Below are 23536 nucleotides of genomic sequence, written 5' to 3'. Positions count from 1 at the left end.
ACATGAGACCCACACGTAGAGGGTGGACGGCGCTTGCGGTGATCGCCTTCTCGGTTGCGATGAGCCTGCGGTACGGGCCGCGGGCCCTGGACGCCGTCGTCACGCCGCTTGCCGTCGTTCTCGTCGCAGCGACAGTCGCGGCGATACGGCTCGATCCGCCAGGGGTACAGCGACAGCCGATCGCGGACGGGCCCGTCGGTGCCAGCCGGACGGTCACGATCGTTCTCGAGTCCGACCGGTCGGTGCCGGTGACGATCCGTGACGCCGCCGGCGACGGCGTCGCGGTCGTCGACGAAGGTGGGTCCGGGACGGGACGCGACGCGTTCTTCACGGAGACGGCCCTCGAGTCCGGCGAGACGAGAGTCGAGTACGAGTTGTCGCTCCTCGAGCGTGGCGTTCACGAGGTCGGTCCGCTCTCTGTCATCGTTCAGGATACGTTCGGCCTCGTCGCGCGCCGGTTCGAGTACGGAGCGGGAGATGGCACGAGGGGCCGCGTGAACGTCTATCCTCGTCCGATCTCGCTGCGGGGCGACGGCGTTCGTGAGTTCCGCGCACTCGTCGAGTCGGCGGGCGGCGCGCCCGGTGTTGCCACCTCCCAGGCGGACCGCGACGAGTTCGATCACCTGCGGGAGTACCGTCGGGGCGACTCGCTGCGGGACGTCCACTGGAAATCGGCCGCCAAGCGTCCAGACGACGAACTCGTCGTCACGGAGTACGCGACGCCGACACACGACGACGCCGTCACCATCGCTGTAGACTTCGAGCACGGTTCCGCCGACGAACTCGCGACGGCCGCCGCCAGCGTGATCGAGTACCTCCTCGAGTCGGAGTTGCGGGTCGGTCTCCAACTCGGTGCTGATTCCGACAGGTGCTACCAGCCCGATGCGGGACGGGAGCACCGCCTGACTCTCCTGCGGTCGCTTTCGGTTCTCGAGGCCGACGATCGATCGCATCGACCGCCGGAGACCGATGCCAACGCCGACGCCGACGTGCTCGTCGTCGCGGACGACGAGGGGACGAGAGTCGTCGTCGACGGTCGAACGATTCCGTTCCAGCGGCTCGTCGATATCGACGACGTGCAACGCTCCACCCTCCGGAGTGCCGGCGGCACGGACACGATCGTCGAGGGGATCCGTTCACGATCCGGATCGGGGGTGGTCGGATGAGTGCCGGTTCACGGTGGCCGACGCTCGGTCGCGGCGACCGCGATCGAACACTCTCGCTCGAGGCTGACGGGACGATCGGTCCCGATGCCTTCCGCGTCCTCGCGCTCGGGTGCGTGTTGCTCCTGACAACTGCGTACGTGAGCGTATTACAAAACGTCACCCAGGTCGTCGGCGGGACCCGGACGCTGCTAGCGCTTGTCGTCGCGACCCTGCTCGCGGCGACGATTCTCGCCCGGCTGATCCGACCGGGAACGGCGCTCGTTCTCACCGCCCTGGTCGCCGTCACGGGGTTCATCTACTACTTCGAGCGAAGCGGCGTCGGCGCGGCGGTCGTCTTCTCGGCTGGGGAATCGATCGTCGCCGACGCCGTGACGCTCGCGACCGGCCTCGAGTTGCTCCGGGTCGTCGAAGCAGGGGTCTGGACGCTCGCGTTCGCACCCGGACCGGTCTTTCTCTCGTGGTATCTCGCCGTTCGGGGTCGGTACGGGTTGAGCGTCGTTCCCGGCGGGTTCGCGTTGCTCTTTCTGGTCTTGACCGGCGATGCTGGCTCCGCCGTGACGTTGCTCGGCGTCCTCGCCGCGCTCGGAGCCGTCGCCTTCGGCGACCTCGAGCGACGAGGCGGCTCGGTCGCGCAGGCCGACGCCATCGCGGTGCTGTTTGCGATCATCGTCGCCCTCTCACTGTCGGTGACGTTCGTTCCTGGAGGCGCAGGGACGGCAAACCCGACGACCGCCGGCGCGAGCGACGGCACGCTCGAGGCGACGATCGACTCGGCCTCCGAGCGGTCGGGGATCGCCGGCGAGGTCGACCTCTCGCCGGAAATTCGGTTCGTCGTCGAGGCCGACGAGGAGGCCTACTGGCGAACCGGGGTCTACGACCGGTACACCGGCGACGAGTGGGTCCGGACCGGCCAGTCCCAACCGTACGCGGAGCGTGCCCTCGAGAAGCCGGCGGGAGCGACGGAGACGATGCGACAGACCGTCACCGTCCGGACGGAACTGGGCGTCATGCCCGCCGCGGCACACCCACTCGAGGTCGAGGGCGGGATCGGCGACTACACCGAAGTGTCGGCCCACGGGCAGATACGGCCGGCAACGACGCTGATCGAAGGCGACACGTACGCGGTCGAAAGCGCCGTCGTCGAGCCCGCACCGATCGCGTTACACGACGCCGGCACGGACTACCCCGAGGAGATCGAGGAGCACTACCTCCAGATGCCGGAGAGTATCTCCGGGGAGTTCGAAGCGCGGACCGCTGAAGTAACCGAGAGGACGGAAACGCCGTTCGAGACTGCCGTCGCGATCGAACGGTATCTCCGCACCTCGAAGGACTACTCCCTGGAGGTCGACCAGCCCGAAGGCGACGCCGCCGAGGAGTTCCTGCTCGAGATGGACGAAGGGTACTGCGTCTACTTCGCGACGACGATGACGCAGATGCTCCGTGCGGAGGGAATCCCGGCGAGGTACGTGACCGGGTACACGAGCGGCGAGCAGATTTCCGACGACGAGTACGTCGTCCGCGGCACCGATGCCCACGCCTGGGTCGGGGTGTACTTCCCCGACCACGGCTGGGTCGAGTTCGAGCCGACGCCGCCACAGCCCCGCGAGGCAGAACACAGCGAACGCCTCCTCGACGCACAGGAGGAACGTATCGAGGACGAAGCGATTCAAACCGGGATAGAGGACACCCCCGACGCGGACGACGAAGACGAGACCGACGGCGACGACGACCCCGACGCGCCGGCCCACAATCCCGACGGTACCGATGCCCCCGGAGAAGCCGGGGAAGACGATCCGTCCGCGGAGAACGAGACGGCTCCCGAAGCCGACGAACCCGGATCGTCGGACACCGGCGACGATCCAAACGGGAGCGCTCCGACCACTGCCGACGACGGACTCACCACTCCCGTTCCGATCACGCGGGAACTCGTCGTCGTCGCGTCCGTCCTCTTCGCCGGCCTCCTCGCAGGGGTTCACCGGACGGGCGCGACTGTGCAGGCTCGCCAACTGATCGGGCTCTACTGGCAACGCCCCAGTGACGACCCCGACCGGGACGCCGAGCGCGCGTTCCACCGTCTCGAGGGCGCGCTCGCACGCGACCATCGGCCGCGAGGAGCAGCCGAGTCGGCCCGAAGCTACGTGACAGCCCTCGAGCGCCAGAACGCGGACCTCGATCCGCGGGTCGAACGCGTCCTCGAGCGGTACGAACGGGCGGTGTACGGCTCCGGCGTCGACCGCGCGGAAGCCGACGAGACGATCGAAATCGTCGACGAAATCACCCGGAATCGCCTGCCAATCGTCCGTCGTGACGGAAATTGACCTATCGACCCCTAAAAAAGAACCACCAGACGGCATGCGGGTCCCGATAGTGTTTAATATGGTCATTTCGTACGGACGAACGTAATGTCGGAAGTCTGCTCGACGTGCGGGCTCCCCGAGGAACTCTGCGTCTGCGAGGACGTGGCCAAGGGGCAACAGCAACTCAACATCCGCATTGACGAGCGCAGATACGGTAAAGAGGTAACGATCGTCGAAGGATTCGATCCGAAGGACGTCGATCTGGACAGTCTCTCGTCGGATCTCAAGTCCAAATTCGCCTGTGGTGGCACAGTCGAAGACGGCCAGATCGAACTACAGGGCAACCACACCGGCCGCATCGAAGAGTTCCTTCGGGACCGCGGCTTCAACGTCGCATGAGCCCGCGATGATCTGAGACGACTTCCGAATCCGCGGCGGTCCGCCGCATCGTCTTCTCACCGCCTTTCCGTGCTCGCGAGCTACGCGACTGGCTCGCAGTACCGTTCTCTTCCCTCGACCCGGATCGGTGAATCGAAGGACCGGCGTCAGAACGGTGACCCGACATCCGTCGGTCCCTCGTCGTCTCCTCGCCCGTCGTCGTCCTCGCGGGCGAGCCCGAACTTCAGCCCGTACTTCTCGAGGCCGCCGGCCATGCTCTCGACGCGAGCGTCGCCGATGCCCTCGTAAGAGCCGATCAGTCGCGCGGCCTGGACGCTGGCCTCGCCGTGGGGACAGACGGTGACGATGTGGTCGGCGTCCGCGAACTCGTCGACGCGACCCGTGAGTTCGTGAAACGGGACGTTTTCGCTGCCTGGGATGTGACTCCTCCGAAAGTTCCGTTCGTCGCGAATGTCGACGATCCGAACGTCGGTGTCGGTGTCGTCGTCATCGTCATCGTCGTCGTTCTCGAGGAGGTCCTTGACGTCGTCGGGTGAAATTTCGCCGTCCATATCTCTCCGTCTCGGTCGCGGGTTGGCACCGGGCCGGAATAAGATCACGGGTGTGACGGACGCGTCGGGACCGTATGAAATGCCGGCAACACGATACCCCAGCACCACTCTTTTCGCCTTCGGGGTTCGATACCGAGGGTATGTCGGACGAGTCGGGGGAGCGGGCCGACCGTGACGGGAACGCTCGCAGTGGCGAGTCGAACGGGGAAACCGAAACGACCGGGACGAACGGGAACGAGAACGGGAACGGGAACGGGAACGAGAACGACACGAGCGGGACCGATGACGAACCCCCAATCCGGAACGAACGGGACGATCGGGGCGACCGAAACGTCTACGGAACCGAACTCCAGCCCTGTAGCACCGACCCCATGACCGGCTATCTGCGGGACGGCTGTTGCCGTCGCGTCGAGTCGGATCGGGGCCGCCACGAAATCTGTGCCGTGATGACCGCGGAGTTCCTCGAGTTCAGCCGGGCCCAGGGGAACGACCTCGTCTCCTCCAAACCCGAGTTCGACTTTCCCGGCCTCGAGCCGGGTGATCGCTGGTGTCTCTGTCTCGGCCGCTGGATCGAGGCCGAAGAAGCCGGCTGTGCGCCGCCGGTCGTGCTCGAGGCGACCCACGAGGCGGTGTTGCGTGACGTGGAGCCGGATCTGCTCCGGGAGTACGAGTACGAACCCGGTGATAACGACGAACTCGAATAAATCGGTACAGAACACGTCAGTTCGGACTCGAGCGGAGATCACCCGAGATACGATCCGATCCCGTATCCGATTCCGCTGAGTAGGACGCTGGCCACGAGTTGGGAGGCAAACAGAGAGGCAAGCAGGGGAGCGTACGGCTCCTGTTCGCCGCCGAGTGGCTCGAGTACGGTGCCGACCAGTCCAACTGTAAGGAGGACTGCCAGTGGGACGAGTGCGACGACAGCGGGGGTGAGAAGCGTTTTATCCGTAAATCCAGCCCAGCCTGCGACGAGCGGAACGCTGCCGTAGAGGGCGACGAAGAACGGTCCTTCGTATGGACCCGTAAGCTCACCGGCAAACAGTGAGCGGAGTCCCACGAGTAGGAGATACCACAGGAGCACTGCGAGAGAGAGGCTGGCACCGATCTTTAGACTCTCGCCGCCGTTCGTATCGATTTCGTACATCTACGTAACTCTGAGTAAACAGTGCCTCCCTGAACAATATTCGTTCCACATCACTTCGCGACGAAGGTCCAGCCAGTGCCCGTAGACACTCTCTCGCGGAGCGTCCAGCACCCAAGGCGAGCGTCCGATGAACAACGTCCCACAACCCGCCAGTAGCAACGTCCTTACGGGTCGACTACGAATTGGGTGACGATGAGAGAGGAGACACGACTCGAGCAGGCGGACGAGGGCGACGACGGTGACGCTGCCACAGCGTTCGCCGAGCGCGCACGAAGCGAGCACGGCGACTCGATCCGCCGACTCGTTGCGTTCGGTGATGCCACGCGGGGCGACGACCGCGGCGTTCACTCGTCGATCGAATTTCTCGTCGTTCTCGAGGACGACGACGTCGACGACGGGCCCACGCTCGAGGAGCGTGAGCAACGACTCGAGGGTCTCGGCAAGACGGTCGGCATCGAACACGAACTCGTCGTCGAGGTCTACGTGCTCCCGGCCGACCGCTTCGAGGACGAGAACCAGCAGGACCACCCACTCGTCGAAGAGGCGCTCGAGGAGGGCGTCTCGTACGTCTGAGCCGTATCGATGCGGGTTACGCTGCTTGGCACCGGCGACACGACCGGGACGCCGACCGTCGGCTGTGACTGTGAGACCTGCGAGGCCGCCCGTGAGCGCGGGCTCGAGCGTACCCGGTTCTCCATCCACGTCGAGAACGAGCGCACTGACGAGGCTCTGCTGATCGACTTCAGCCCGGACTTCCGGTACCAGTTTCTCCGCGACGATGTCGCGCCGCCCGACGCCGGCGTCGTCACGCACGTTCACTTCGATCATCTCGACGGGCTGGGCAACGTCTTCCGCGTCCTCGACTCGCTGACAGTCTATGCCTCCGGCGAGACCGATCCCCAGACCGGCCAGAGCGTCGCCGAAACGGTCGCCGAGGACTACCACTACCTCTCGGCGCTCGAGGTCCACGCCACGACACCGCTCGACCCCGTTCGGACCTGCGGGTTCGACGTGACGCTGGTGCCGGTCGAGCACCCGCCGTTGCTGTGTTATGGGGTCGCGATTGAAGATCGCGAAACCGGCGCGAAGCTGTCGATATCCGGCGATACGAGCTACGCCATTCCCGACCAGTCTCGGGAAGTGTTGGTCGATCCGGACCTCCTGATCGCCGACGCCATCGTGCCTGCTCACTTCTGCGAGTATCACCCCGCGGGCGGCCGCCACGAGGACGCCGACGGCGTCCCTCGGACGTTCGGCCACAAACACATGACTCGAGAGGGCGCGCTCGCGCTGGCCGACGACCTGAACGCCGACCGGACGCGGCTGGTGCATGCCGCACACTACTATCCGGTCGAGGAAGCTTTCGAGGAGCCGCTGGCGGTCGACGGGGAAGAGTACGTCTTGTAAGGGTCACTGGATTTACTGGAACCGATCCAGTCCCGACTGCCGTCGCTGCCTGCCGTCCGGCTCCGCCTGCCACGCCGTCTCCCGGTCGCGTTCGCCCTCGAGATCGACTTCCGGAGCCGACTCGGACTCGTATTCCGGACACGATGGCCCACACTCGAGGGTGGCGTCGACGAGCCGTCCGTGCCACTCACAGTGTGGCAGGGTTGCGTTCTCGGCTCGTTTCGTGCTGCAGGTCCCACACCCCGGAAACTCGTACGTTCGCCACCCCTTGCCGTAGGCTCGCTCCGCGATGCGACGCCGAGCACGCGCTTTCGCGTCCGGAGAGACAACGGCCACGTCCGTCCGCCCGGGATGGGACTCGAGAGGTTCGATCCCCGGTTCGTCGACTGCCAGTGTGGCCGGTTCGCGGATCACCTCGAGATCGAGCCCCGTGTCGCTCGAGTCGTCGGTGTTCGCGCCGTCGCGGTGGACGCGCCAGACCCCGACTTCCTCGGGAATACGGTTCAGGTGCGCCCGTGTGACGTAACTCTCCGTCGCGAGGACGACCTCGTCGACGAGCCCGAGGCTGGCGTCGGTCCGGAGCTGTGACTCCAGGTCGCCGGGTCGCTCGAGGTCGGGTTTGTTCTCGATGCCGACGATACGATCGTACCAGTCGGGATAGCGACTGACTTGTCGGACGTACTCGCGGCCGTTCCGGCGTTCGCGTTCGAAGAAGCCGATCTCGCAGGCTCGATCCATCGCACGGCGGGCGCGGTCGGGGTGGCACTCGGCGAAGGCGTCTTTCCAGTAGCGTGCGCGTCCCGGACCGACGTCGGCGGCGATGGCCGCGTCCGGAATCGTCTCGCTCGCGATCGCGGTTCGGTCCTCGAACTCGGGTCCTTGCTCGAGGCAAACGACGTCGAGGATTCGGCCGCCCGGATCGGCGACGCTCGCACCGAGTTGCCGGGCGACGAGCGCCTCCCGACGGGCCTCAAGGTGGGCACACAGCTCGAGTTCGAACGCGAACTCGCTCACGGCAAGGTCACGCCGGACTCGAGGTGGCGAACGACCAAAAGCGGACCGTCACGCGAGTCCATTCGCCACCGCGGTGGTCGAATCCCGCGATGGAATCCGTGAACTTTTGATCGGCTCAGAACCACTCGCTATTACTGATAGAGGAGGCTCTCTGGTATCTCCTTGCGCCTCCTCACGGATCAGGTTGTTACGTTCGGGCCGGCGACTGGGACGACATCGACGATGCGGTCGCCGCTCGAAGCGAGACGTTCTACAGAGATACAGCGAGAGTGCCTCGGGGTCGTGCGGAAGACGTTGTCTTCCGTGATGACGAGACGCGAAGCCTCTCGAACCACTTGACCCCGGGGTACTTCACATCGGTACCTCCAGAACTACGAGTTGCTCAAGGACGAATTTATCCTCGAGCCGTAGTCCGACAACCGTCGGCTCCAGCATTCGGCGTCGGTCTTGCCGATGTCCGACTGCGGGCGTTCACGTCGTTTCGTGGTTTCGTGGCACCCGACGTTCGAGAGATGAGGGGACGAAACCGGGCCGAGACGAACCGCCTACGCTCGTCTCGAGTCCGTCCGGACGGGTGAGAGGTTGCGGGTCCGACCCCCGCTTGGACCGCCTGCAGAACAGTAGGTTTATCAAGCGCACGAGGGAAGCTATTCCCAAGATTACTCATCGTCTTATGGCAGGAAATCAACAACCGGAGGTGAACATCGGGCTCGTCGGTCACGTCGACCACGGCAAGACCACGCTGGTCCAAGCGTTGAGCGGTTCGTGGACCGACCAGCACAGCGAGGAGATGAAACGCGGCATCTCCATCAGGCTCGGTTACGCGGACGCTACGTTCCGTCACTGCGAGGGCCTCGAGGAGCCCGAGTGTTACACCGTCGCCGAGGAGTGTCCGGACGGCTCGCCGAGTGAGCCGCTGCGGACCGTATCGTTCGTCGACGCCCCTGGTCACGAGACTCTGATGGCGACGATGCTGTCCGGTGCGTCGTTGATGGACGGGGCAGTGCTGGTCATCAGCGCCAACGAACCCGTTCCCCAGCCCCAGACCGAAGAGCATCTGATGGCGCTCGATATCATCGGCATCGACAACATCGTCATCGCTCAGAACAAGGTCGACCTCGTCGGCAGCGATCAGGCTCGGCAGAACTACGAGGAAATCCAGGAGTTCGTCGAGGGGACCGTCGCCGAAGACGCCCCCGTCGTCCCGATTTCGGCGGGCCAGGAAGTCAACCTCGACCTGCTGATGCAGGCGATCGAGGAGGAGATTCCCACCCCGGAGCGGGACCCCGAAGACGACCCGCTGATGCACGTCGCCCGGAGCTTCGACATCAACAAGCCCGGGACGACGGCCGACGAACTCGCCGGCGGCGTTCTCGGCGGCAGCCTCGTCCAGGGCGAACTCGAGGTCGGCCAGGAGATCGAGATCCGGCCCGGCCGCGAGGTCGAGGAAGGTGGTCAAAGCGAGTACGTCCCGATCGAGACGACGATCCGGTCGCTGCAGGCCGGCGGCGAGGATGTCGATGCCGCGACTCCCGGTGGTCTGCTGGGCGTCGGAACCGGCCTCGATCCGTCGCTGACCAAAGGTGACGCGCTTGCAGGTCGGATGGCCGGCCCCGCAGGCTCGCTGCCGCCGACCTGGGACGGCTTTACGATGGACGTCGACCTGCTCGAGCGCGTCGTCGGCACCGACGGCGAGGAAGGCGAGATCGAGGAGATCAGCACGGGCGAACCGCTGATGATGACCGTCGGGACGGCGACGACCGTCGGCGCGGTCACCAGCGCCCGCGAAGGCGAGTGTGAGGTCAATCTCAAACGACCCGTCGCGGCCGAACCCGGCGCGAAGATCGCGATCAATCGCCGGATCGGCGCACGCTGGCGACTGATCGGCCTCGGAACGCTCAAGGAGTAACACTACGACGGACAACGACGAATGAGCACGCAGGGTCGAACGCGGGTCGCACTCGATACGAGCGCGCTGATGATGCCGGTCGAACTCGACGTGCGACTGTTCGACGAACTCGAGCGACTCCTCGGGGGCACACGAGCCAGCCCGGAGACGGCAACCGGTGAACAGCCCCAAACAGCGGGCTACGAGCCGATGGCACCCCAGGCCGTCGTCGAGGAGTTGCGTCGACTCTCCGAGAAAGGAGGCACCGAAGGGACGGCCGCGAACGTCGGCCACGACCTCGTCACCGAGCGCTGTCTCATCGTCGACACGGAAGCATCGTACGCCGACGACGCCCTGGTCGAACTCGCCAGCGAGGGCGGGATCGACTACGTCGTCACGAACGACCGCCCGCTGCGCGACCGAGTGCTAGAAGCGAACGTACCGGTAATTGCATTACGCGGGAGAAACAAGTTAGCGATCACTCAACCATAGAATGTACAAACGGGTCAGACTAAAGGACACGGTAGAAGTACCGCCCGAGGAGCTCGGCGACGTCTCGCCGGACCTCGTGAAGCGACTGCTGCAGGACAAACTCGAGGGACGTATGGACGAAGAGGTTGGAAGCGTCGTCTCCATCACCGAAGTCCACGACATCGGTGAGGGGACGGTCCTGCCCAACGAACCCGGCGTCTACTACGAGGCCGACTTCGATGCCGTCACCTTCGACCCCCAGATGCAGGAGGTCGTCGACGGCACTGTCGTCGAGGTCGTCGAGTTCGGCGCGTTCATCGGTATCGGCCCGGTCGACGGGCTGTTACACGTCTCCCAGATCAGCGACGAGTATCTCGCCTTCGACGGCGAAAACCAGCAACTCGCCTCCAACGAGTCCAACCGGACGCTTGCGGTCGACGACGCTGTCCGGGCCCGTATCGTTACCAAGAGCATCGACGAGCGCAACCCGCGTGACTCGAAGATCGGGCTCACCGCGAAACAGCCCGGGCTGGGCAAACACGGCTGGCTCGAGCAAGAACACGAGAAGCGGGAAGCAACCGCGACCGAAGGTGAATAACTATGGCATCCGATCGTCTCGTCTGTCGCGAGTGTCACCGCGTCAACGAACCGGACAACGAGACCTGCGATGCGTGTAACTCCTCCTCGCTAACCGAAGACTGGGCAGGCTACGTCGTCATCGCCCACCCCGAGGACAGCGAGATCGCGACGGAGATGCAGATCACCGAACCGGGCGCGTACGCGCTGAAAGTCCGCTAAGCAGCCGTGACGGACGACGATTTCGACGCCGGCGGTAACGGTGATCGCGACGGCAACGCGTCCGATGTCTCCGGTCCGGGGAATTCCGACGCCGTCTCGGACCCGGCCGATCAGCTACTCGTGTTGCCGACCGATCTCCGGAGCGAGCTCAAAGAACCGCTGGGCCCGATCGAAACCGATCCTGATGCCTTGCTCGCCGAGGTCGACGACACGCTGATCGCGGTCGGAGACGTCGTCACCTACCACCTGCTCGAGGCCGACCGCCGACCCGACGTCGCGCTCGTCGACGAGCGAACCGAGCGCGAAACCGTCGACGAGGAGATACGCGAGGCCGTCACCGAGAGTACGAACCTCGAGGCCGTGAACCCGCCAGCCGAAATCACCGAAGACGCCGTCTGGGCCCTTTGTGAAGCCCTCGAGCGACGAGAGCCGACGACGATCCGCGTCGACGGCGAGGAGGATCTGCTGGCCTTGCCGGCGATCGTCGCTGCGCCGGACGGCGCGAGCGTCGTCTACGGCCAACCCGGTGAGGGGATGGTCCACGTTCGCGTAACCGACGAAATCCGCGACGACATCCGGGACCTGCTCGATCGGTTCGACGGTGACCGCGAGCGGTTCTGGACGTTGCTCGAGTGAACCGAGGCCAGGGATTCTGTAGCGCACCGTTCGATAGGATATTTATCGACCCGCGTACACGTGACTGACATGTACGATTTCGTCGTCGTCGGCGTCGGTCCCGCCGGCGCACGGTTCTCCCGGCGGGCCGCCGAGGCGGGGTACGACGTGCTCGCCCTCGAGAAGGGAACGGTCGGCACGCCACTCGCCTGTTCGGGTCACGTGAGTACCGATATCTGGGAGTTTACTGGCCCGAACGCCCGCTCGGAGCTCTTTCAGAACGAGATATACGGCGCGCGGTTTCACGTCGGGGGCCCCGGCAGCGATGCCTATCCGTTCTACAAGGACGAGGTCGCGTCCAACGTCATCGATCGGGTCGGCCTCGATCGACACCTCGCTGCTCTCGCACGGGAGGCCGGCGCGGACGTCCGCGAGAAACACACCGTCACCGAGGTTCGCGAGCACCGCGACCGCGTCGAAGTCGTCGCCAGCGGTCCGGACGAGTCGCACACGTTCGAGGCGAAGATGCTCGCGGGCTGTGACGGCCCGCGATCCCGGGTACGGGACGAACTCGATCTGCCGGCTCCCGACGAACTCCTCCACGGGGTGCTCGCGTTCTCTGACGAGGCGGACCACCAGGACTTCGTCGACGTCCACCTGACCGCGCCGACGTTCTTCGCGTGGCGTATCCCGCGGGGTGAGGCCGGCGTCGAGTACGGGCTGGCGGCCCCGCCGGGCGTCCAGGTCACCAAACACTTCGAGGAACTGATCGACGGCTACGAGATCGACGTTTCCCACCGCTGTTCGGGCGCGATCCCCATCGAACCGCCGGCGCGAGTGACCACTCGGCGTGCGTTCTTGCTCGGCGACGCGGCCGCCCAGACGAAGCCGTTTACCGGCGGCGGCATTCTCTACGGGATGACCGCGGCCGACTACGCCGCTCGCGAGATCGATCCCGACCGACCGACGACGCTCGCGGCATACGAACGTGCCTGGCGCGCGGACCTCGAGCGCGAACAGTCGATCGGTCACTGGCTCCGGCGAGCCTACTCGTTGCCGGAGCCGATCCAGCGGGTCGGACTGCGTGCTCTCTCGGGGAAGATCGGCGTCCACATGGACCGGCCGACATCTCTCCTCTCGCGGGACCACGTCCGGGCGATGGTCTCCCGGGCGTTCCGGTAGCGAAGCGCCACTCGGCACTCGCTACTCGTGACGAGCGGGTCGTCGTAGGCGGTCGGAGTCTCGGCAAATTGCTCGAGGCGTCGTTCGGCTTCGTCGACGGTGTCGGTTGTCATGAGTCGCCCTCCTCGCGTTCGTCGATCAGCACGGTTCGGTCTGTGCGTTCGAACGTCTGTTGCTCGAGGTAGACACCACCGTCCTCACATTTGATTCCTGGCGCGGGATACCGCCGGTCTCGATCCGACATCGCTTGGAGTATTGACATTCTCTTCCCCCTGACGGGTGGAGGCTGTCAATCGTGGATCGCTCTCGGTTCGACTCCGTGGCTTCGCTCGAGTGTGAGCCGACAGACCGAAGGCCGCCGTGAGGAAACGGACGGTCGATGACGGACGGTCGGAGTCCCAGTCCAGCCGAGGCCGCGGTGGACCGCGTTGCGGACGCCCTCGAGCGCCTGCGTATCATCTCGAGCGAGCGGTTCCGCCCGACGATGGAGCTGGCCTGGCCTCGGATCGTCACCGGGTTCGCGATCATGTCCAAGCAGACGGCCGACCTGGCGATGGTCGGGATGGCCGTCGGAATCGCGGGGACGGGTGGGATGGCCTTCGCGCTGGCCTACTGGGAGATCGTGACGATGCTGGGGCTCGGGCTGGCCGGTGGGACGGTCAGTCTCGTCTCGCAGAACTACGGCGGCGAGGAGACCGAGCGTGCGTCGCTGGTCGTCACCCAGAGCGTTCTGCTCGCGACGGCTATCGCGCTTCCGCTGGTCGCGACCTTTCTCCTGTTTTCGGAGCCGTTGATTGCGGTGTTCGACTCCGATCCGGCGTTGGTCGAACACGGGTCGACCTACCTCGTCTACGTGGCTCCGGCCGTCCTCTTCGAACTCCTCAACCTCATCGCCAGCCGCACGTATACGGGCGTCGGCGACACGTTCACGGAGATGGTCGCCCGGGCGGGCGGTGCGGTGTTGAACGTCGTTCTCAGCGCGGTCTTCATTTTTGCTTTCGACATGGGCGTCGCCGGCGCGGGGCTCGGAACGACCCTCTCGACGGGGTTCGTTACGGTCGTCCTCGCGTGGGGGATGGTCGGCCGTTCCTACGGTCGATTGGGGATGGAGCCGAGCCCGGTCCCGATCACCCGGTCGGGGCCGTGGCTCGACTTGGGACTGGCGAAACAGCTCGTCGAAATTTCGGCACCCGAGATCGGCCGCCGGCTCGCACAGGGGATCACCGTGTTTCCCTTGCTGTGGATCGCCGCGGCGTTCGGGCCGGTCGTCGTCACCGCGGTCGAGGTCGGACGGCGGGTCAGGTCACTCATCAACAGCATCAACTGGGGGCTGGGGCTTGCCGCGAGCTCGCTGGTGGGCCAGCAACTTGGTGCGGACGACGAGGACGAGGCCGGCGCTTACGGGACCGAGATCGTTCGGCTCTCGGTCGTAATCTACGTCGCGGCCGCGTCCGTGGTCGTCGTCTTCGCCGAGCCGATCGCCGGCCTGTTCGTCTCCGGTCCCGAGGAGGTCGTCCAGGCCGCCGCCTTCGTCGCCGTCGGTGCGATCAGTGCCGTCGGGTTCGGGCTCGACGGCACTGCCGCTGGCGCGTTGCTGGGCGCGGGCGATACCCGACTGCCGTTCGTCGCCTCGCTTGTCGGCCGGTACGTCTTCGCGCTTCCCGCGGCCGCGCTCGGCTTCGTTACGCCACTCGACGTCGCCGGGCTCTATCTCGCCTTCCTGCTCGAGACGTACGTTCCCGGCGGGATCAACTACTGGCTGTTCCGGCGCGGCCGCTGGAAGGCGGTGAGTCGGAAGTATCGGCCGTCGGCGGAGTCGGGGTGAGCACCGTCGCTGTACGAAGACGAGACACGAAATCGGCGGNCCCCCGCCCCCGCCCCCGCCCCCGCCCCCGCCCCCGCCCCCGTCACCGTCCCCGTCGGTCGGGCGCGACGGCTCCGATTAGCGACCGCTCTCGGTCCCGACGATCCCGCAAGCGATCCCCTCCGGCTCGAGCAGGTCCGCGCCGTCGACGGCGTCGGGTGACAGGAGCAAAATCGTATCGTCGGGCATCGCCTCACGGGGTTCGATCGAGCGGCCGAGATGGGCTTCGAGTTCTGTAAGCTCTTCCAGGTCGTCGCTGCCGTCCGCGAGCCGGGCAGCGTTTTCTTCCGAGATAGCCCGTTGCATGTGCAAAATTAGTTGATGCTTGGTACCCGGATGTGGGCATTAGTAGCCAACCCTGTTCAGAGAAACCTGCAACATCATCTGGTTTTTGGCCCTAATTTCGAAAGCGTGCAACAGGGTACGAGAGTACGAACACGGGAGGGTCCGTCGTCGGTGTATCGGTCTCGAACGCTTCCCGCAGCGTCGCCAGCGTGTCCGGGTCGACGGCCTCGAGCGAGCGGATCGTCACGCGCTCGGTGTCGGAGCCGGGAGCGTCGTCGGACTGCGTGCGGACGCGGTCGGTCAACTCCTCGAGGTCGGCGTCGTCGATGGTCGTACTCGGGGCCATACCACCGTTCGAGTGCGTGGGCTTGTCAGCGTGGGCCCGGCGACTTCCGGGCGGTTCGACTCGAACTCCGACGGTCGTCGCCGGCCGAACTACCGACTCGAGAGGGGCCGGCCGCCGCGGCTGATCTGGACGACGAACGCGCCCGCACCGAGCAACCCGATCACGAGCACGACCAGCTCACCCCGCGACACGGCGGGGAGAATCGCGGCGACGACGACTGCGACCGGGAACGCGACGCACCAGTCCTCGCCGGCGAGTCGACCGACCGCGAGGAACCCGACTCCCGCAGCGATCAGCAGGGCAGCCCCGTACCCGAACTGGAGCAGCCAGACGAGCGCGCTTCCGACGACTGGAAGCAAGCCGAAGAGTTCGGCACCGACGACGGCGACCAGGGTACTTAGCCCCAACAGCAGCGAAACGACGGGATCAGCGAGGGCGCGGTCGGTGACGGTCCTCGTCTCCGGTTCGGCGACGAGCAACAGACACCCACAGATCACGGCCGTCGTCCCTGCGGCCGCAAGCGACTCGAGATACCACGCGCTTGTAGCGACGCTCGCGCCGTCGAGTCCGTGGACCTGTCCGGTAGCGCTCGTACTCGAGAGGTCGACGGCGAGAACGAAGACGGTGAGACCGGCACACACCGAAGCGAGCCGGAGTCGAATCGATCGAGTTCGCACGGCCCGAACGATGGCCGCACCGGTGATAAAATGGCTCGATTCGGCGACTCGAGTCGATCAGTTCACTCGTAGGCCGGCAGCCGATCCGACCGATCCGATCCCTCGTAGAACGGCAGTTCCGTCCGGGTCGCCGGGAGCTCTTCGCCGCCGACCCGAACCGTCAGGTCGTCGCTCTCGAGGCCGTAGTCGACGACCGCGAGCGCGATCACGTCCTCGAGCAGCGGGCTCTCGCCTGCTCGGGTCACTTCCCCGACGGAGGCGTCGCCGTCGAAGACGGCCGCGCCGGCGTCGGGGATCGACGGGGAGTGGCCCTCCCGCTCCCCGGGAGAGAGCGTCAGCCCGATCAACTGTCGGCTCGGCTGTCCACGGTTCTCGACGCGGGAGACGACCTCCTGGCCGACGTAACACCCCTTCTCGAAGTCCAAAGCGTTGCGCAACCCGAGCACGTTCGGAATCTCGCCCTCGAGTTCCGTCTCGAACAGCGGCGAGCCGGCCTCGAGACAGAGCCCGTCCCACGTCCGGTAGCCAAACGGGGCGGCGTTGAGTCCCTGGTTCAGGAGCACGTCGTAAACCCCCTCGGCGTCCGCGGCCGAACAGATCACCTCGTAGCTTTCCTCACCGGTCAGCGCGTCGGTACGCACGACGGTGACGCCGGCGTCGCCCATCGAACCGCGGACGAACGACAGCCGCTCCTCGGGCGAGGCCGCCCCGTTGAGGACGCTCGCGACTTTCTCGGTCGCCTGCGGGCCGTGAATCCCGAAGATCGCGTAGTCGTCGGTTGCGACGCGAATCTCGACGTCCTGGATAAAGACCTTCTCCGACCACTCCTCTGCCAGCGGCTCGGCCATCTCGGGCGGGACGAACAACAGGAGCCGTTCGCCGGCGTTGTAGACGTACAGCTCGACCTCGATCCCGCCCTGTGGCTCGAGGACGAGCGCGTAACAGCCCTGGCCGTCCTCGTTCGGGACGCGGTTCGAGACGACGTTGTCGACGTATTCGAGGCGGTCGTCACCCTCGACGACGATCACGCCGTAGACCATCTCGATCAGGCCGACGCCGTTGCGGACCGCACGCCGGGTTCGCTCGGGACGGCCGTAGTGATCGACGACGGTGTGTTCGCCCCGTTCGTCGAAGGAGGCACCGTGGTCCTCGTGGATCGACTCGATGACGCTCATGTCTCCACTCAGGGGCCTGCGCGTATCAGGCGTTTCGATTCAAAAAGGCAGCCGGTCGCGAAGCCAGTCACCGATCGATTCCTCGGGCTCTTCGTCGGGGATGTCGGGGACGACCCGCTCGTCGGGCTTGATGAGCGTCCGATCGCCGTCGGACTCGACGGCGATGAGGTCGTCTTCTTTCAGGGTGGCGAGAGCGTCCTCGAGGTCGTCTATCTCCGTTTCCGCGGCCGCCCGGAGTTCGAAGACGGTCATTCCTTCCTCGGCCTGGTCGACGAGCGCGTCGAGTACGGCGACCTCCGTCCGCTCCCGGTCCCGGAACTCCCGCTTTGCCTTCATTCGTACGTATATTCGACGACCCGGGATTTGACGTTTGCCGTTGTCGCTGTCGCTGTCGCTGTCGCTGTCGCCGTCGCCGTCGCCATCGTCATCGGCATCCGAACTCGACTCCGGACACCACCCACCGTCCGATCCCGGGTCCCGCTCTCCTCCAGTCACGGAACGGTCACGGAACCCTGACTGGGTTCAGGCGGTACGTTTTTTATGACGCCGCGCGGAAGGGTGTGACAATGGTCCTGCGATGTTCGCTGCTCGGGCACGACTACGGAGACCCCGAAGTCGAACGCGAGCGCGAAGAACGGGGCAGCGAAGTCGTCGTTACCGTCCAAGAGTACGAGGAGTGTGCCCGCTGTGGCGATCGTAACGTCATCAGCGAGAACACCGAAGTGACGAGCATCTCCTCGGAAATCGACGGCGACGAGCTGTCCACCGACCCCGACGACCACGGACGCGAACACGAGCACGAATCGACAGCCTCCGACCGCGAGCCCGCCGACGCGACCTCGAGCGCGGTCGACGACGAGGATGCCGAACTGATCGATGCGGCGGCGGATGCCGACGCCGACACGGCTGCCGAAGACGCCCACGCCGCGTCCACGGCACAGGAGAGTCCCGACGCGACGGCGACAGACGCCGTCGACGACGACGGCGAAATCCTCGAGGACGACGACGACGGCCGTGACCGGGACAGCGACCGCGAGCACGGCGAGTGGCCCGACTCGTCGGACGTCGGACCCCCGGTCGACGAGGACGGCCCGACCGAGTGGCCGGACGCCGATGTCACCGATCCCACCGAGGACGACGCCGTCGTGCTCGAACACGACTCGAGCGACGTCGGGACGGCTGGCACTCGCGGCGGCGCTGACGCCGGCGTCGAGGCTGGGACCGAAGCCGAAGCCGGGGCCGAAGCCGAGGCCGACCCGAACGCTGCGACCGGCGTCGGCGGTGCCGACGTCACCGCCGACCTCGACGCGGTCGACGAGGCAGCCCAGACGGACGAAGAACCGACCCTCGAGAGCGGGTCCGGCATCGAACGCGACGGGTCGGTTCCGGTCCCGACCGAGGAAGAACCGGCCGACGACGACGTGCCGACCGAGTTTTACTGCCCGCGTTGTGACTACGTCGCAGCGGAGACCCGAGCGTCGCTTCGTGCAGGCGACATCTGCCCGGACTGCCGGAAAGGGTATCTCGGGGAACGACCGCGACACTGACGGCGCTGCTCCGATCTTCGCTTTCGTTCGCCTGCCGTCGCATTTCGACGTTCCCCCCTTCTCTCCTGGGTTCTTTGCTCTCGGTCACGAACTTCTTTCCGTCCACCAGACAGCCTTTCGACTCACTCGAGTCGCCATCGGGACGGGGCTCGATCACGTTTCGGTCTCTCGTTTCGTGGATCGAGTCGACTGGCCGACAAAAGCCGGGGAACCGTCTCCCCACGCTTGCTGTCGCCGATAGCGACGACTATGAAAAGAGGTAAACAGTCCGCCGTCTATCTCCAATCCATGAAGGAGTACAAGATGCGCCGCGGTGAATATCTCGAGGAGCGAATCCCCGATATGAAGGGCACTATCGAGGAGTACTTCGGGTCCGTCACGACCACCCAGGAGTACAAGGGAAGCGACCTCTACGTCATCGAGGAGCCCGACAACCCCGTCTTCGAGAAAATCGTCGTCGGTGCCGTCGAATACTCCGGCAAGAAGGACAAACTCGGCGTCGAGTTCCACGAACGCGACCCGACCGAACTCGGACCCGACGAACTCGAGGCCGCGAGCGAGGCCGTCGACGCGAAAAACGACTTCCTGCTCGAGGCGACCGGTCGGGATGCGAAGGCCCGTCGTGATTCGATGAAGCGTGCGGTCGAGGACGATCCGGACCACGACGTCGACGCGTAACCGCCGCTCTTTGCTCGTTTGGGGGACGCTCTCCGGTACAGGAACCCGATACGTGAGACGGGACACCGCAGCCGGAATACGAGATACGCGCCGGACGACCGGTCACCACCCCGTCGTCCGTCGTTCGTGGACGTTATCCCTGCCGCGGATCGAGGCGGACCGACCCGCTTCGAAACCGCTATTATCGCGCCGTCGAAGCTTCCGATAATGAATCTCGCCGCGTTCCTCCTCGCGACGCTGGTAGCGCACGTCGGCTTCGCGGCCTTCGTCACTGGACACGCACATCTGACCGACCAGGAGGCCGGAAACTGGCCGTACATCACGCTCGCACTCGGTCTCGCGGGCGTTGCTGGCTACTTCTTCTACGACGAACTGTCGTAATCAGCTCTCGTTCCGTCTACTAACCGACGACTCGAGGGGGTAGTACCGAACGGGATACTCGTAAGACGAGAGACAGACTCTAGAGTGCCTGTCAGACCGAGGGTGCTGAATAGCGGTAGGACAGCAAAGCGAGTTCGTTTGCCCCACACCGAAAGTAGTGAACCATCCGCTCACTATACGCGTGCAGTCACACGCTGTTTTATGCAGCCGGGATACTTGAAAAACGGGAGACTCCACCTTCTTCCAGTGCAGCGGTCAGGCAGACGACGCGTCGTCGGCCGGCGGTTCGCCCGAACCGCTTCGCTCGACGTACTCCGAGACACCGATTAGCGAGATTGCCCAGAGTATCACTGCAATCGCGCCGACGGTGCCGAGGCTCGAACCCTGTTCTACCCCGGGGAAGGCGAGCGAACTGGCGGCAAAGAGAAGCGCCAGTATGCCGGCGGCGTAGAGTGGGGTTCGCCAGCCAGTCGGCTTCAATGCGCCAAGCAGGCCGAACAGACCGATCGAGACCAGTCCGAACAGCATGAACTCGTAGTGGCCCATCAGGACGTGCTCGTCGGCCAGCGTGGTATGGTTGACGAACTCGGTGACGGCGAGCGCCGCGAATCCGATCGCACCGACCCCCGCGACGGCGAGTACGCGGCGGTCCACTCCCGTGAGTCGGGGAACGAGTTCGCTGCGGGCAGGATGCAACAGGGCGATCAGGACGACCGGAACGAGAAACACCAGTATCTCGCCGACAGCTGCCGGTCCCGACGCGATCGCAGTGAGCACGAACGCAGCGACGGCGAACGCGAGTGCCGCCTGTAACGCACCTACACGCTTCGTCGGCCGGTACAACTGTACGGCGACCGTCGCCGCGAATACTGCCAAGGTACCGCCGATCATACTGTGGTGGACACGGTGGCCCGGAAAGGCGTAGCCGCCAAGCCACGCGGTGACGGCCATCGCCATCGCCTCTCCCAGGGCGAACAGGAGAAACGCCACGAACGCGACCGTTGCCAGGTAAAACGCGGGCTTCCGGGCACGGGATGCACCGTGGCCAGCTCTGCTTCGAATCCGGCGGCCGACGCGAACGGTGCTCGAGGACGTGCTCATTGGCGCACCTCGAGAGACGTGGTCAGAAACTGCCCAACTCGGTTGTGGATAACGCTCGATCGCATGAGTGTAGGTATACAGACGACGTGCACAATAATGAACAATTTCGTCGATTCCCCACATTCTCCTGAAAATTAGACAAAGAGTCCGCTTAAGATGGCTCAAAGACTGGACAGGGTAGCGAAGCGTCGGCCAGTTCGGATTCGTCACCGATCGTTGCTGATACCAGTGTGTTCGAGCCGCTCGCGGTTGCCGACGCACTTTGCTCCTGCGCAGGAACGTGAGGGAGGTACTGAGCGATCACCATCCTCAGCGAGTTCTATCTCGTGTGACATCCGCGGTCGTATTCAGCACGACTGTCGAACCTTGTCGGCAACAGGGTATTTCACAGAATCACAACTGAAAACTCCGCGGCTATGGGGCTGTGACTGGGAGGGTCCAGCGTACAGGGAATCGCCGAGGGATGTGGCCAGCAGTGAACAACGGATTACGAGACGCAGCAGGCCCCATAGCGGCGTCTGTCGTAAGGTGTCTGGGGTATTGCTCGGGGTAGGGCCCGGCTACCACGATCGGAGCGTTCAACACTCGGACTCGGTGCGCTCGACTCGGTACCAGGGCTCGTCGTATTGGCCGAAGCGCGACCACGGAGCCCCGGGAGTTCGGTCTCGTCCTCGAGTTCGTCGAAGGAGTCACACGCAGTGAAGTCGTCACCGCTGGTCTCGTCCCCGCTCTCGTTTTCGACCAGAGAACTGAGCACTGTTTGGGCCTCGTCGCTCAGTTCGGCCGGGTCGTCCCGTATTCGGCCAGGAAATACTCGGCGAACGCTGCTGGGTCATCGGCGATGTACTCGGACTCGTATGCCCGCCGCGTGGCGGAAATCGACTGCTCGCCGTGTCACTCGAGCCGATAGCATTTCCGGTGGGGATCGACGGAGAGTTCGAAAACCGTCTGCCGGTTCGACGAACCGCTCAGGCCAGGAACACGTGTCGCGGTCGATCGGCGAGCACGTCGCGACCGTAGTCGACCGTCTGAGCGAACTCCTCGCTACGGAAGAACGCCATCGCGTCCTCGCGGGAGTCCCACCGACTGGCGATGAACATGTCGTTCTCGTCTTCGCGGTTCGCCAGCAGGTCGGTCTTGCGGTGGCCGTCCATCTCCGCCAGCAGGCCGGATACGTCGCCGAAGGTGTCGACGAAGTCCTCGCGGTGTTCCGGCTTGACTGTGTAGAACATTCCCATCGTTCCCCAGGAGTCGTCCTCGTCCTCGTCGTCTCCTGCCTGCCGGACGATCCCGGGCAGGTCGGCGAGGAAGCCGGCCGCGGTGTCGGCAGCGCGTTCGGTCTCCCAGAGGCTGACGACACCGGTCTCGGCTTCCTCGTCGCCGCTTACGGATTCGTAGACGGCGGTCTTGATGTGGGTGTCGTAGTGGTCGAAGTTACTCCGAAGTCCCTCGATCTCCTCGAACAGTTCCTCGGAGTCGGCTTCGGAGTACAGGACGACCGCGTGGACGTCCTCGCCGTGGGGCTTCCCGGCGTAGACGCCCTGCTCCTCGAGTTCGTCGCGGACATCGTCTCCGGCGACGCTGCTGGGTGGGCCGCCGGCTCCCTCGTCGCTGTCGTTACCGTGGGGGTGACCGTCGTCGCCCGACTCTCTCTCGCCGTCGGCGTCAGCGTGGGCGTGGGGGTGATCGGCATCTGCCTCCGCGTCCTCGTGGCCGTCTTCGGCGGGAACCGCATCGCCTGCCATGTAGGCGTCCAGGTCGTGCGATTCGAACCGCCGACCGACGTAGAACCGGCCGAACTCGGCGTACTTCGAGGTCGACTGATCGAACCGCATCTCGGCGAGCAGGTTCTTGATGTTCGCGGGGTCGTCCGCGAACAGCGAGACGCTCCACTCGTAGTCGTCGAAACCGATGCTGCCCGCGGTGATCTGACTGACTTTGCCGCCGTAGCTGCGGCCGATGTCGCCGTGGGCGCTCATGTGCTCCGAACGGTCTTCGAACGGCAGGTCGTACCAGTTGTACTCCGGATCGCGACGCTTCTCCATTGGATAGAAGTTGACGTACTCGGCGTCCGGAATCTGGGGGTAGAGCTTCTGCTCGAGGTAGCGGCTGAGTCCGGTGCTTTCGACCTCCTCGTCTTCCTCGAAGTAGGCGTCGGTGACGTAGTCCGATACTTCGGCGACGGACACGTAGGAGTCCGTCCGCTCGGTAAACTCCGCGAGCGCCGTCTTGTCGAACCGTCGTCCGACCTGTTCGATGTCGGCCATCGTCGGACGGATGTGCATGAACAGGAGATCCGTCTCGTGCCCGAGCATGGCAAACAGCGCGGAGTCGCCGTCCTCCGCGTCGGCGACCGCCTCGCAGTCGGCCAGGAACGACTGTCCCTCCTCGAGTGCGCGTTCGCGGACGTGGTCGGGAGCGTCACGCCACGCGTCCCAGTCGATCGTCCGGAAATCGTGCAGAATGTACCAGCCTTCCTTCGTACGCGGTGGTGTCCGTCCGTCCATGGACGGCCGTTAGGAACCGACCGGTAAGAAGGGACTGCTT

The 23536-nt window shown here is 65.2% G+C and carries 27 protein-coding genes; 16 read left to right on the top strand and 11 right to left on the bottom strand.

Annotation, left to right across the window (positions count from 1 at the left end; all coding sequences use genetic code 11):
- Positions 1–2 precede the first annotated feature (2 nt).
- From C446_RS13590 to yciH, 3 genes are all read left to right on the top strand, one after another.
- Positions 3–1166 (top strand): DUF58 domain-containing protein, encoded by a 1164-nt coding sequence (locus C446_RS13590; protein WP_049920239.1) that lies wholly within the window; start codon positions 3–5, stop codon positions 1164–1166.
- Entirely contained in the window at positions 1163–3484 is a 2322-nt protein-coding gene (locus tag C446_RS13585; RefSeq protein WP_006673696.1) for a transglutaminase TgpA family protein, read from the top strand. The genes C446_RS13590 and C446_RS13585 overlap by 4 nt, the downstream gene beginning before the upstream one ends.
- Positions 3485–3568: 84 nt before the next feature.
- Complete coding sequence (gene yciH, locus C446_RS13580) at positions 3569–3862, top strand: stress response translation initiation inhibitor YciH (RefSeq protein ID WP_004217450.1); 294 nt, start codon at positions 3569–3571, stop codon at positions 3860–3862.
- Positions 3863–4008: 146 nt separating this feature from the next.
- Here the strand turns inward: yciH and C446_RS13575 are convergent, their stop codons facing one another.
- On the bottom strand, positions 4009–4413 hold the full coding sequence (locus C446_RS13575) for a rhodanese-like domain-containing protein (protein ID WP_006673695.1): 405 nt from the start codon (positions 4411–4413) through the stop codon (positions 4009–4011).
- Between the two features lie 296 nt (positions 4414–4709).
- On the opposite strand from C446_RS13575, the gene C446_RS13570 reads away from it, so the two are divergent.
- Positions 4710–5117: a DUF2237 family protein gene (locus tag C446_RS13570; RefSeq protein WP_049920244.1), complete on the top strand. Its 408-nt coding sequence runs from the start codon at positions 4710–4712 to the stop codon at positions 5115–5117.
- 38 nt (positions 5118–5155) lie between these two features.
- On the opposite strand, the gene C446_RS13565 is transcribed toward C446_RS13570, so the two are convergent.
- On the bottom strand, positions 5156–5560 hold the full coding sequence (locus C446_RS13565; RefSeq protein WP_006673693.1) for a hypothetical protein: 405 nt from the start codon (positions 5558–5560) through the stop codon (positions 5156–5158).
- A 192-nt stretch (positions 5561–5752) separates the two neighbouring features.
- Between C446_RS13565 and C446_RS13560 the strand changes: the two genes are divergently transcribed.
- Together C446_RS13560 and C446_RS13555 are read left to right on the top strand one after the other, a co-directional pair.
- Entirely contained in the window at positions 5753–6133 is a 381-nt protein-coding gene (locus C446_RS13560; RefSeq protein ID WP_006673692.1) for a hypothetical protein, read from the top strand.
- Between the two features lie 9 nt (positions 6134–6142).
- Positions 6143–6967, top strand: coding sequence for an MBL fold metallo-hydrolase (locus tag C446_RS13555; protein WP_006673691.1), 825 nt, complete (start codon positions 6143–6145; stop codon positions 6965–6967).
- 12 nt (positions 6968–6979) lie between these two features.
- Here the strand turns inward: C446_RS13555 and C446_RS13550 are convergent, their stop codons facing one another.
- Positions 6980–7981, bottom strand: a complete 1002-nt coding sequence (locus C446_RS13550; RefSeq protein WP_006673690.1) for a DUF5787 family protein — start codon at positions 7979–7981, stop codon at positions 6980–6982.
- 673 nt (positions 7982–8654) lie between these two features.
- On the opposite strand from C446_RS13550, the gene C446_RS13545 reads away from it, so the two are divergent.
- The 6 genes from C446_RS13545 (at position 8655) to C446_RS13520 (ending at position 12935) form a co-directional block, all read left to right on the top strand.
- On the top strand, positions 8655–9890 hold the full coding sequence (locus tag C446_RS13545; RefSeq protein WP_006673689.1) for a translation initiation factor IF-2 subunit gamma: 1236 nt from the start codon (positions 8655–8657) through the stop codon (positions 9888–9890).
- Positions 9891–9911: 21 nt separating this feature from the next.
- The gene (locus C446_RS13540) at positions 9912–10361 is read left to right on the top strand and encodes a PIN domain-containing protein (RefSeq protein ID WP_006673688.1); all 450 of its coding nucleotides are present in this window, start codon (positions 9912–9914) and stop codon (positions 10359–10361) included.
- A gap of 1 nt (position 10362) precedes the next feature.
- Positions 10363–10938 (top strand): DNA-directed RNA polymerase, encoded by a 576-nt coding sequence (locus C446_RS13535; RefSeq protein WP_006673687.1) that lies wholly within the window; start codon positions 10363–10365, stop codon positions 10936–10938.
- Positions 10939–10940: 2 nt separating this feature from the next.
- On the top strand, positions 10941–11138 hold the full coding sequence (gene spt4, locus C446_RS13530; protein WP_006673686.1) for a transcription elongation factor subunit Spt4: 198 nt from the start codon (positions 10941–10943) through the stop codon (positions 11136–11138).
- 6 nt (positions 11139–11144) lie between these two features.
- Positions 11145–11774, top strand: coding sequence for a GTP-dependent dephospho-CoA kinase family protein (locus C446_RS13525; protein ID WP_006673685.1), 630 nt, complete (start codon positions 11145–11147; stop codon positions 11772–11774).
- 69 nt (positions 11775–11843) lie between these two features.
- Positions 11844–12935: a geranylgeranyl reductase family protein gene (locus C446_RS13520; protein WP_006673684.1), complete on the top strand. Its 1092-nt coding sequence runs from the start codon at positions 11844–11846 to the stop codon at positions 12933–12935.
- 109 nt (positions 12936–13044) lie between these two features.
- Here the strand turns inward: C446_RS13520 and C446_RS19130 are convergent, their stop codons facing one another.
- Positions 13045–13197 carry a hypothetical protein gene (locus C446_RS19130; protein WP_160162977.1) on the bottom strand — a complete coding sequence of 51 codons (153 nt, stop codon included), beginning with the start codon at positions 13195–13197 and terminating at the stop codon, positions 13045–13047.
- 117 nt (positions 13198–13314) lie between these two features.
- On the opposite strand from C446_RS19130, the gene C446_RS13515 reads away from it, so the two are divergent.
- On the top strand, positions 13315–14760 hold the full coding sequence (locus C446_RS13515; protein ID WP_006673683.1) for an MATE family efflux transporter: 1446 nt from the start codon (positions 13315–13317) through the stop codon (positions 14758–14760).
- A gap of 117 nt (positions 14761–14877) precedes the next feature.
- Here C446_RS13515 and C446_RS13510 read toward each other — a convergent pair whose 3' ends face one another.
- The 5 genes from C446_RS13510 to C446_RS13490 form a co-directional block, all read right to left on the bottom strand.
- The gene (locus C446_RS13510) at positions 14878–15105 is read right to left on the bottom strand and encodes a hypothetical protein (RefSeq protein WP_049920238.1); all 228 of its coding nucleotides are present in this window, start codon (positions 15103–15105) and stop codon (positions 14878–14880) included.
- Between the two features lie 91 nt (positions 15106–15196).
- On the bottom strand, positions 15197–15430 hold the full coding sequence (locus tag C446_RS13505) for a hypothetical protein (protein ID WP_193363536.1): 234 nt from the start codon (positions 15428–15430) through the stop codon (positions 15197–15199).
- Between the two features lie 89 nt (positions 15431–15519).
- The gene (locus tag C446_RS13500; protein WP_006673682.1) at positions 15520–16107 is read right to left on the bottom strand and encodes a hypothetical protein; all 588 of its coding nucleotides are present in this window, start codon (positions 16105–16107) and stop codon (positions 15520–15522) included.
- 62 nt (positions 16108–16169) lie between these two features.
- Complete coding sequence (gene ygfZ / locus C446_RS13495; RefSeq protein ID WP_006673681.1) at positions 16170–17282, bottom strand: CAF17-like 4Fe-4S cluster assembly/insertion protein YgfZ; 1113 nt, start codon at positions 17280–17282, stop codon at positions 16170–16172.
- Between the two features lie 39 nt (positions 17283–17321).
- The gene (locus tag C446_RS13490) at positions 17322–17618 is read right to left on the bottom strand and encodes a DUF6432 family protein (RefSeq protein WP_006673680.1); all 297 of its coding nucleotides are present in this window, start codon (positions 17616–17618) and stop codon (positions 17322–17324) included.
- 230 nt (positions 17619–17848) lie between these two features.
- On the opposite strand from C446_RS13490, the gene C446_RS13485 reads away from it, so the two are divergent.
- The 3 genes from C446_RS13485 (at position 17849) to C446_RS19370 (ending at position 19888) form a co-directional block, all read left to right on the top strand.
- Positions 17849–18829 (top strand): DUF7093 family protein, encoded by a 981-nt coding sequence (locus C446_RS13485; RefSeq protein ID WP_006673679.1) that lies wholly within the window; start codon positions 17849–17851, stop codon positions 18827–18829.
- 288 nt (positions 18830–19117) lie between these two features.
- A complete protein-coding gene (locus tag C446_RS13480; protein WP_006673678.1) occupies positions 19118–19507 on the top strand; it encodes a DUF5611 family protein in 390 nt (129 codons plus the stop codon).
- A 207-nt stretch (positions 19508–19714) separates the two neighbouring features.
- On the top strand, positions 19715–19888 hold the full coding sequence (locus C446_RS19370; protein ID WP_169331369.1) for a hypothetical protein: 174 nt from the start codon (positions 19715–19717) through the stop codon (positions 19886–19888).
- Between the two features lie 255 nt (positions 19889–20143).
- Here the strand turns inward: C446_RS19370 and C446_RS19650 are convergent, their stop codons facing one another.
- Both C446_RS19650 and C446_RS13470 read right to left on the bottom strand, forming a co-directional pair.
- Positions 20144–20989, bottom strand: a complete 846-nt coding sequence (locus C446_RS19650) for a hypothetical protein (RefSeq protein WP_006673676.1) — start codon at positions 20987–20989, stop codon at positions 20144–20146.
- Between the two features lie 968 nt (positions 20990–21957).
- The gene (locus C446_RS13470; RefSeq protein ID WP_006673675.1) at positions 21958–23496 is read right to left on the bottom strand and encodes a heme-binding protein; all 1539 of its coding nucleotides are present in this window, start codon (positions 23494–23496) and stop codon (positions 21958–21960) included.
- Positions 23497–23536 lie beyond the last annotated feature (40 nt).

The organism is Halobiforma nitratireducens JCM 10879 (assembly GCF_000337895.1).
In the GTDB taxonomy this organism is placed as follows: domain Archaea; phylum Halobacteriota; class Halobacteria; order Halobacteriales; family Natrialbaceae; genus Natronobacterium; species Natronobacterium nitratireducens.
This window is presented reverse-complemented; position numbering and strand designations above follow the sequence as displayed.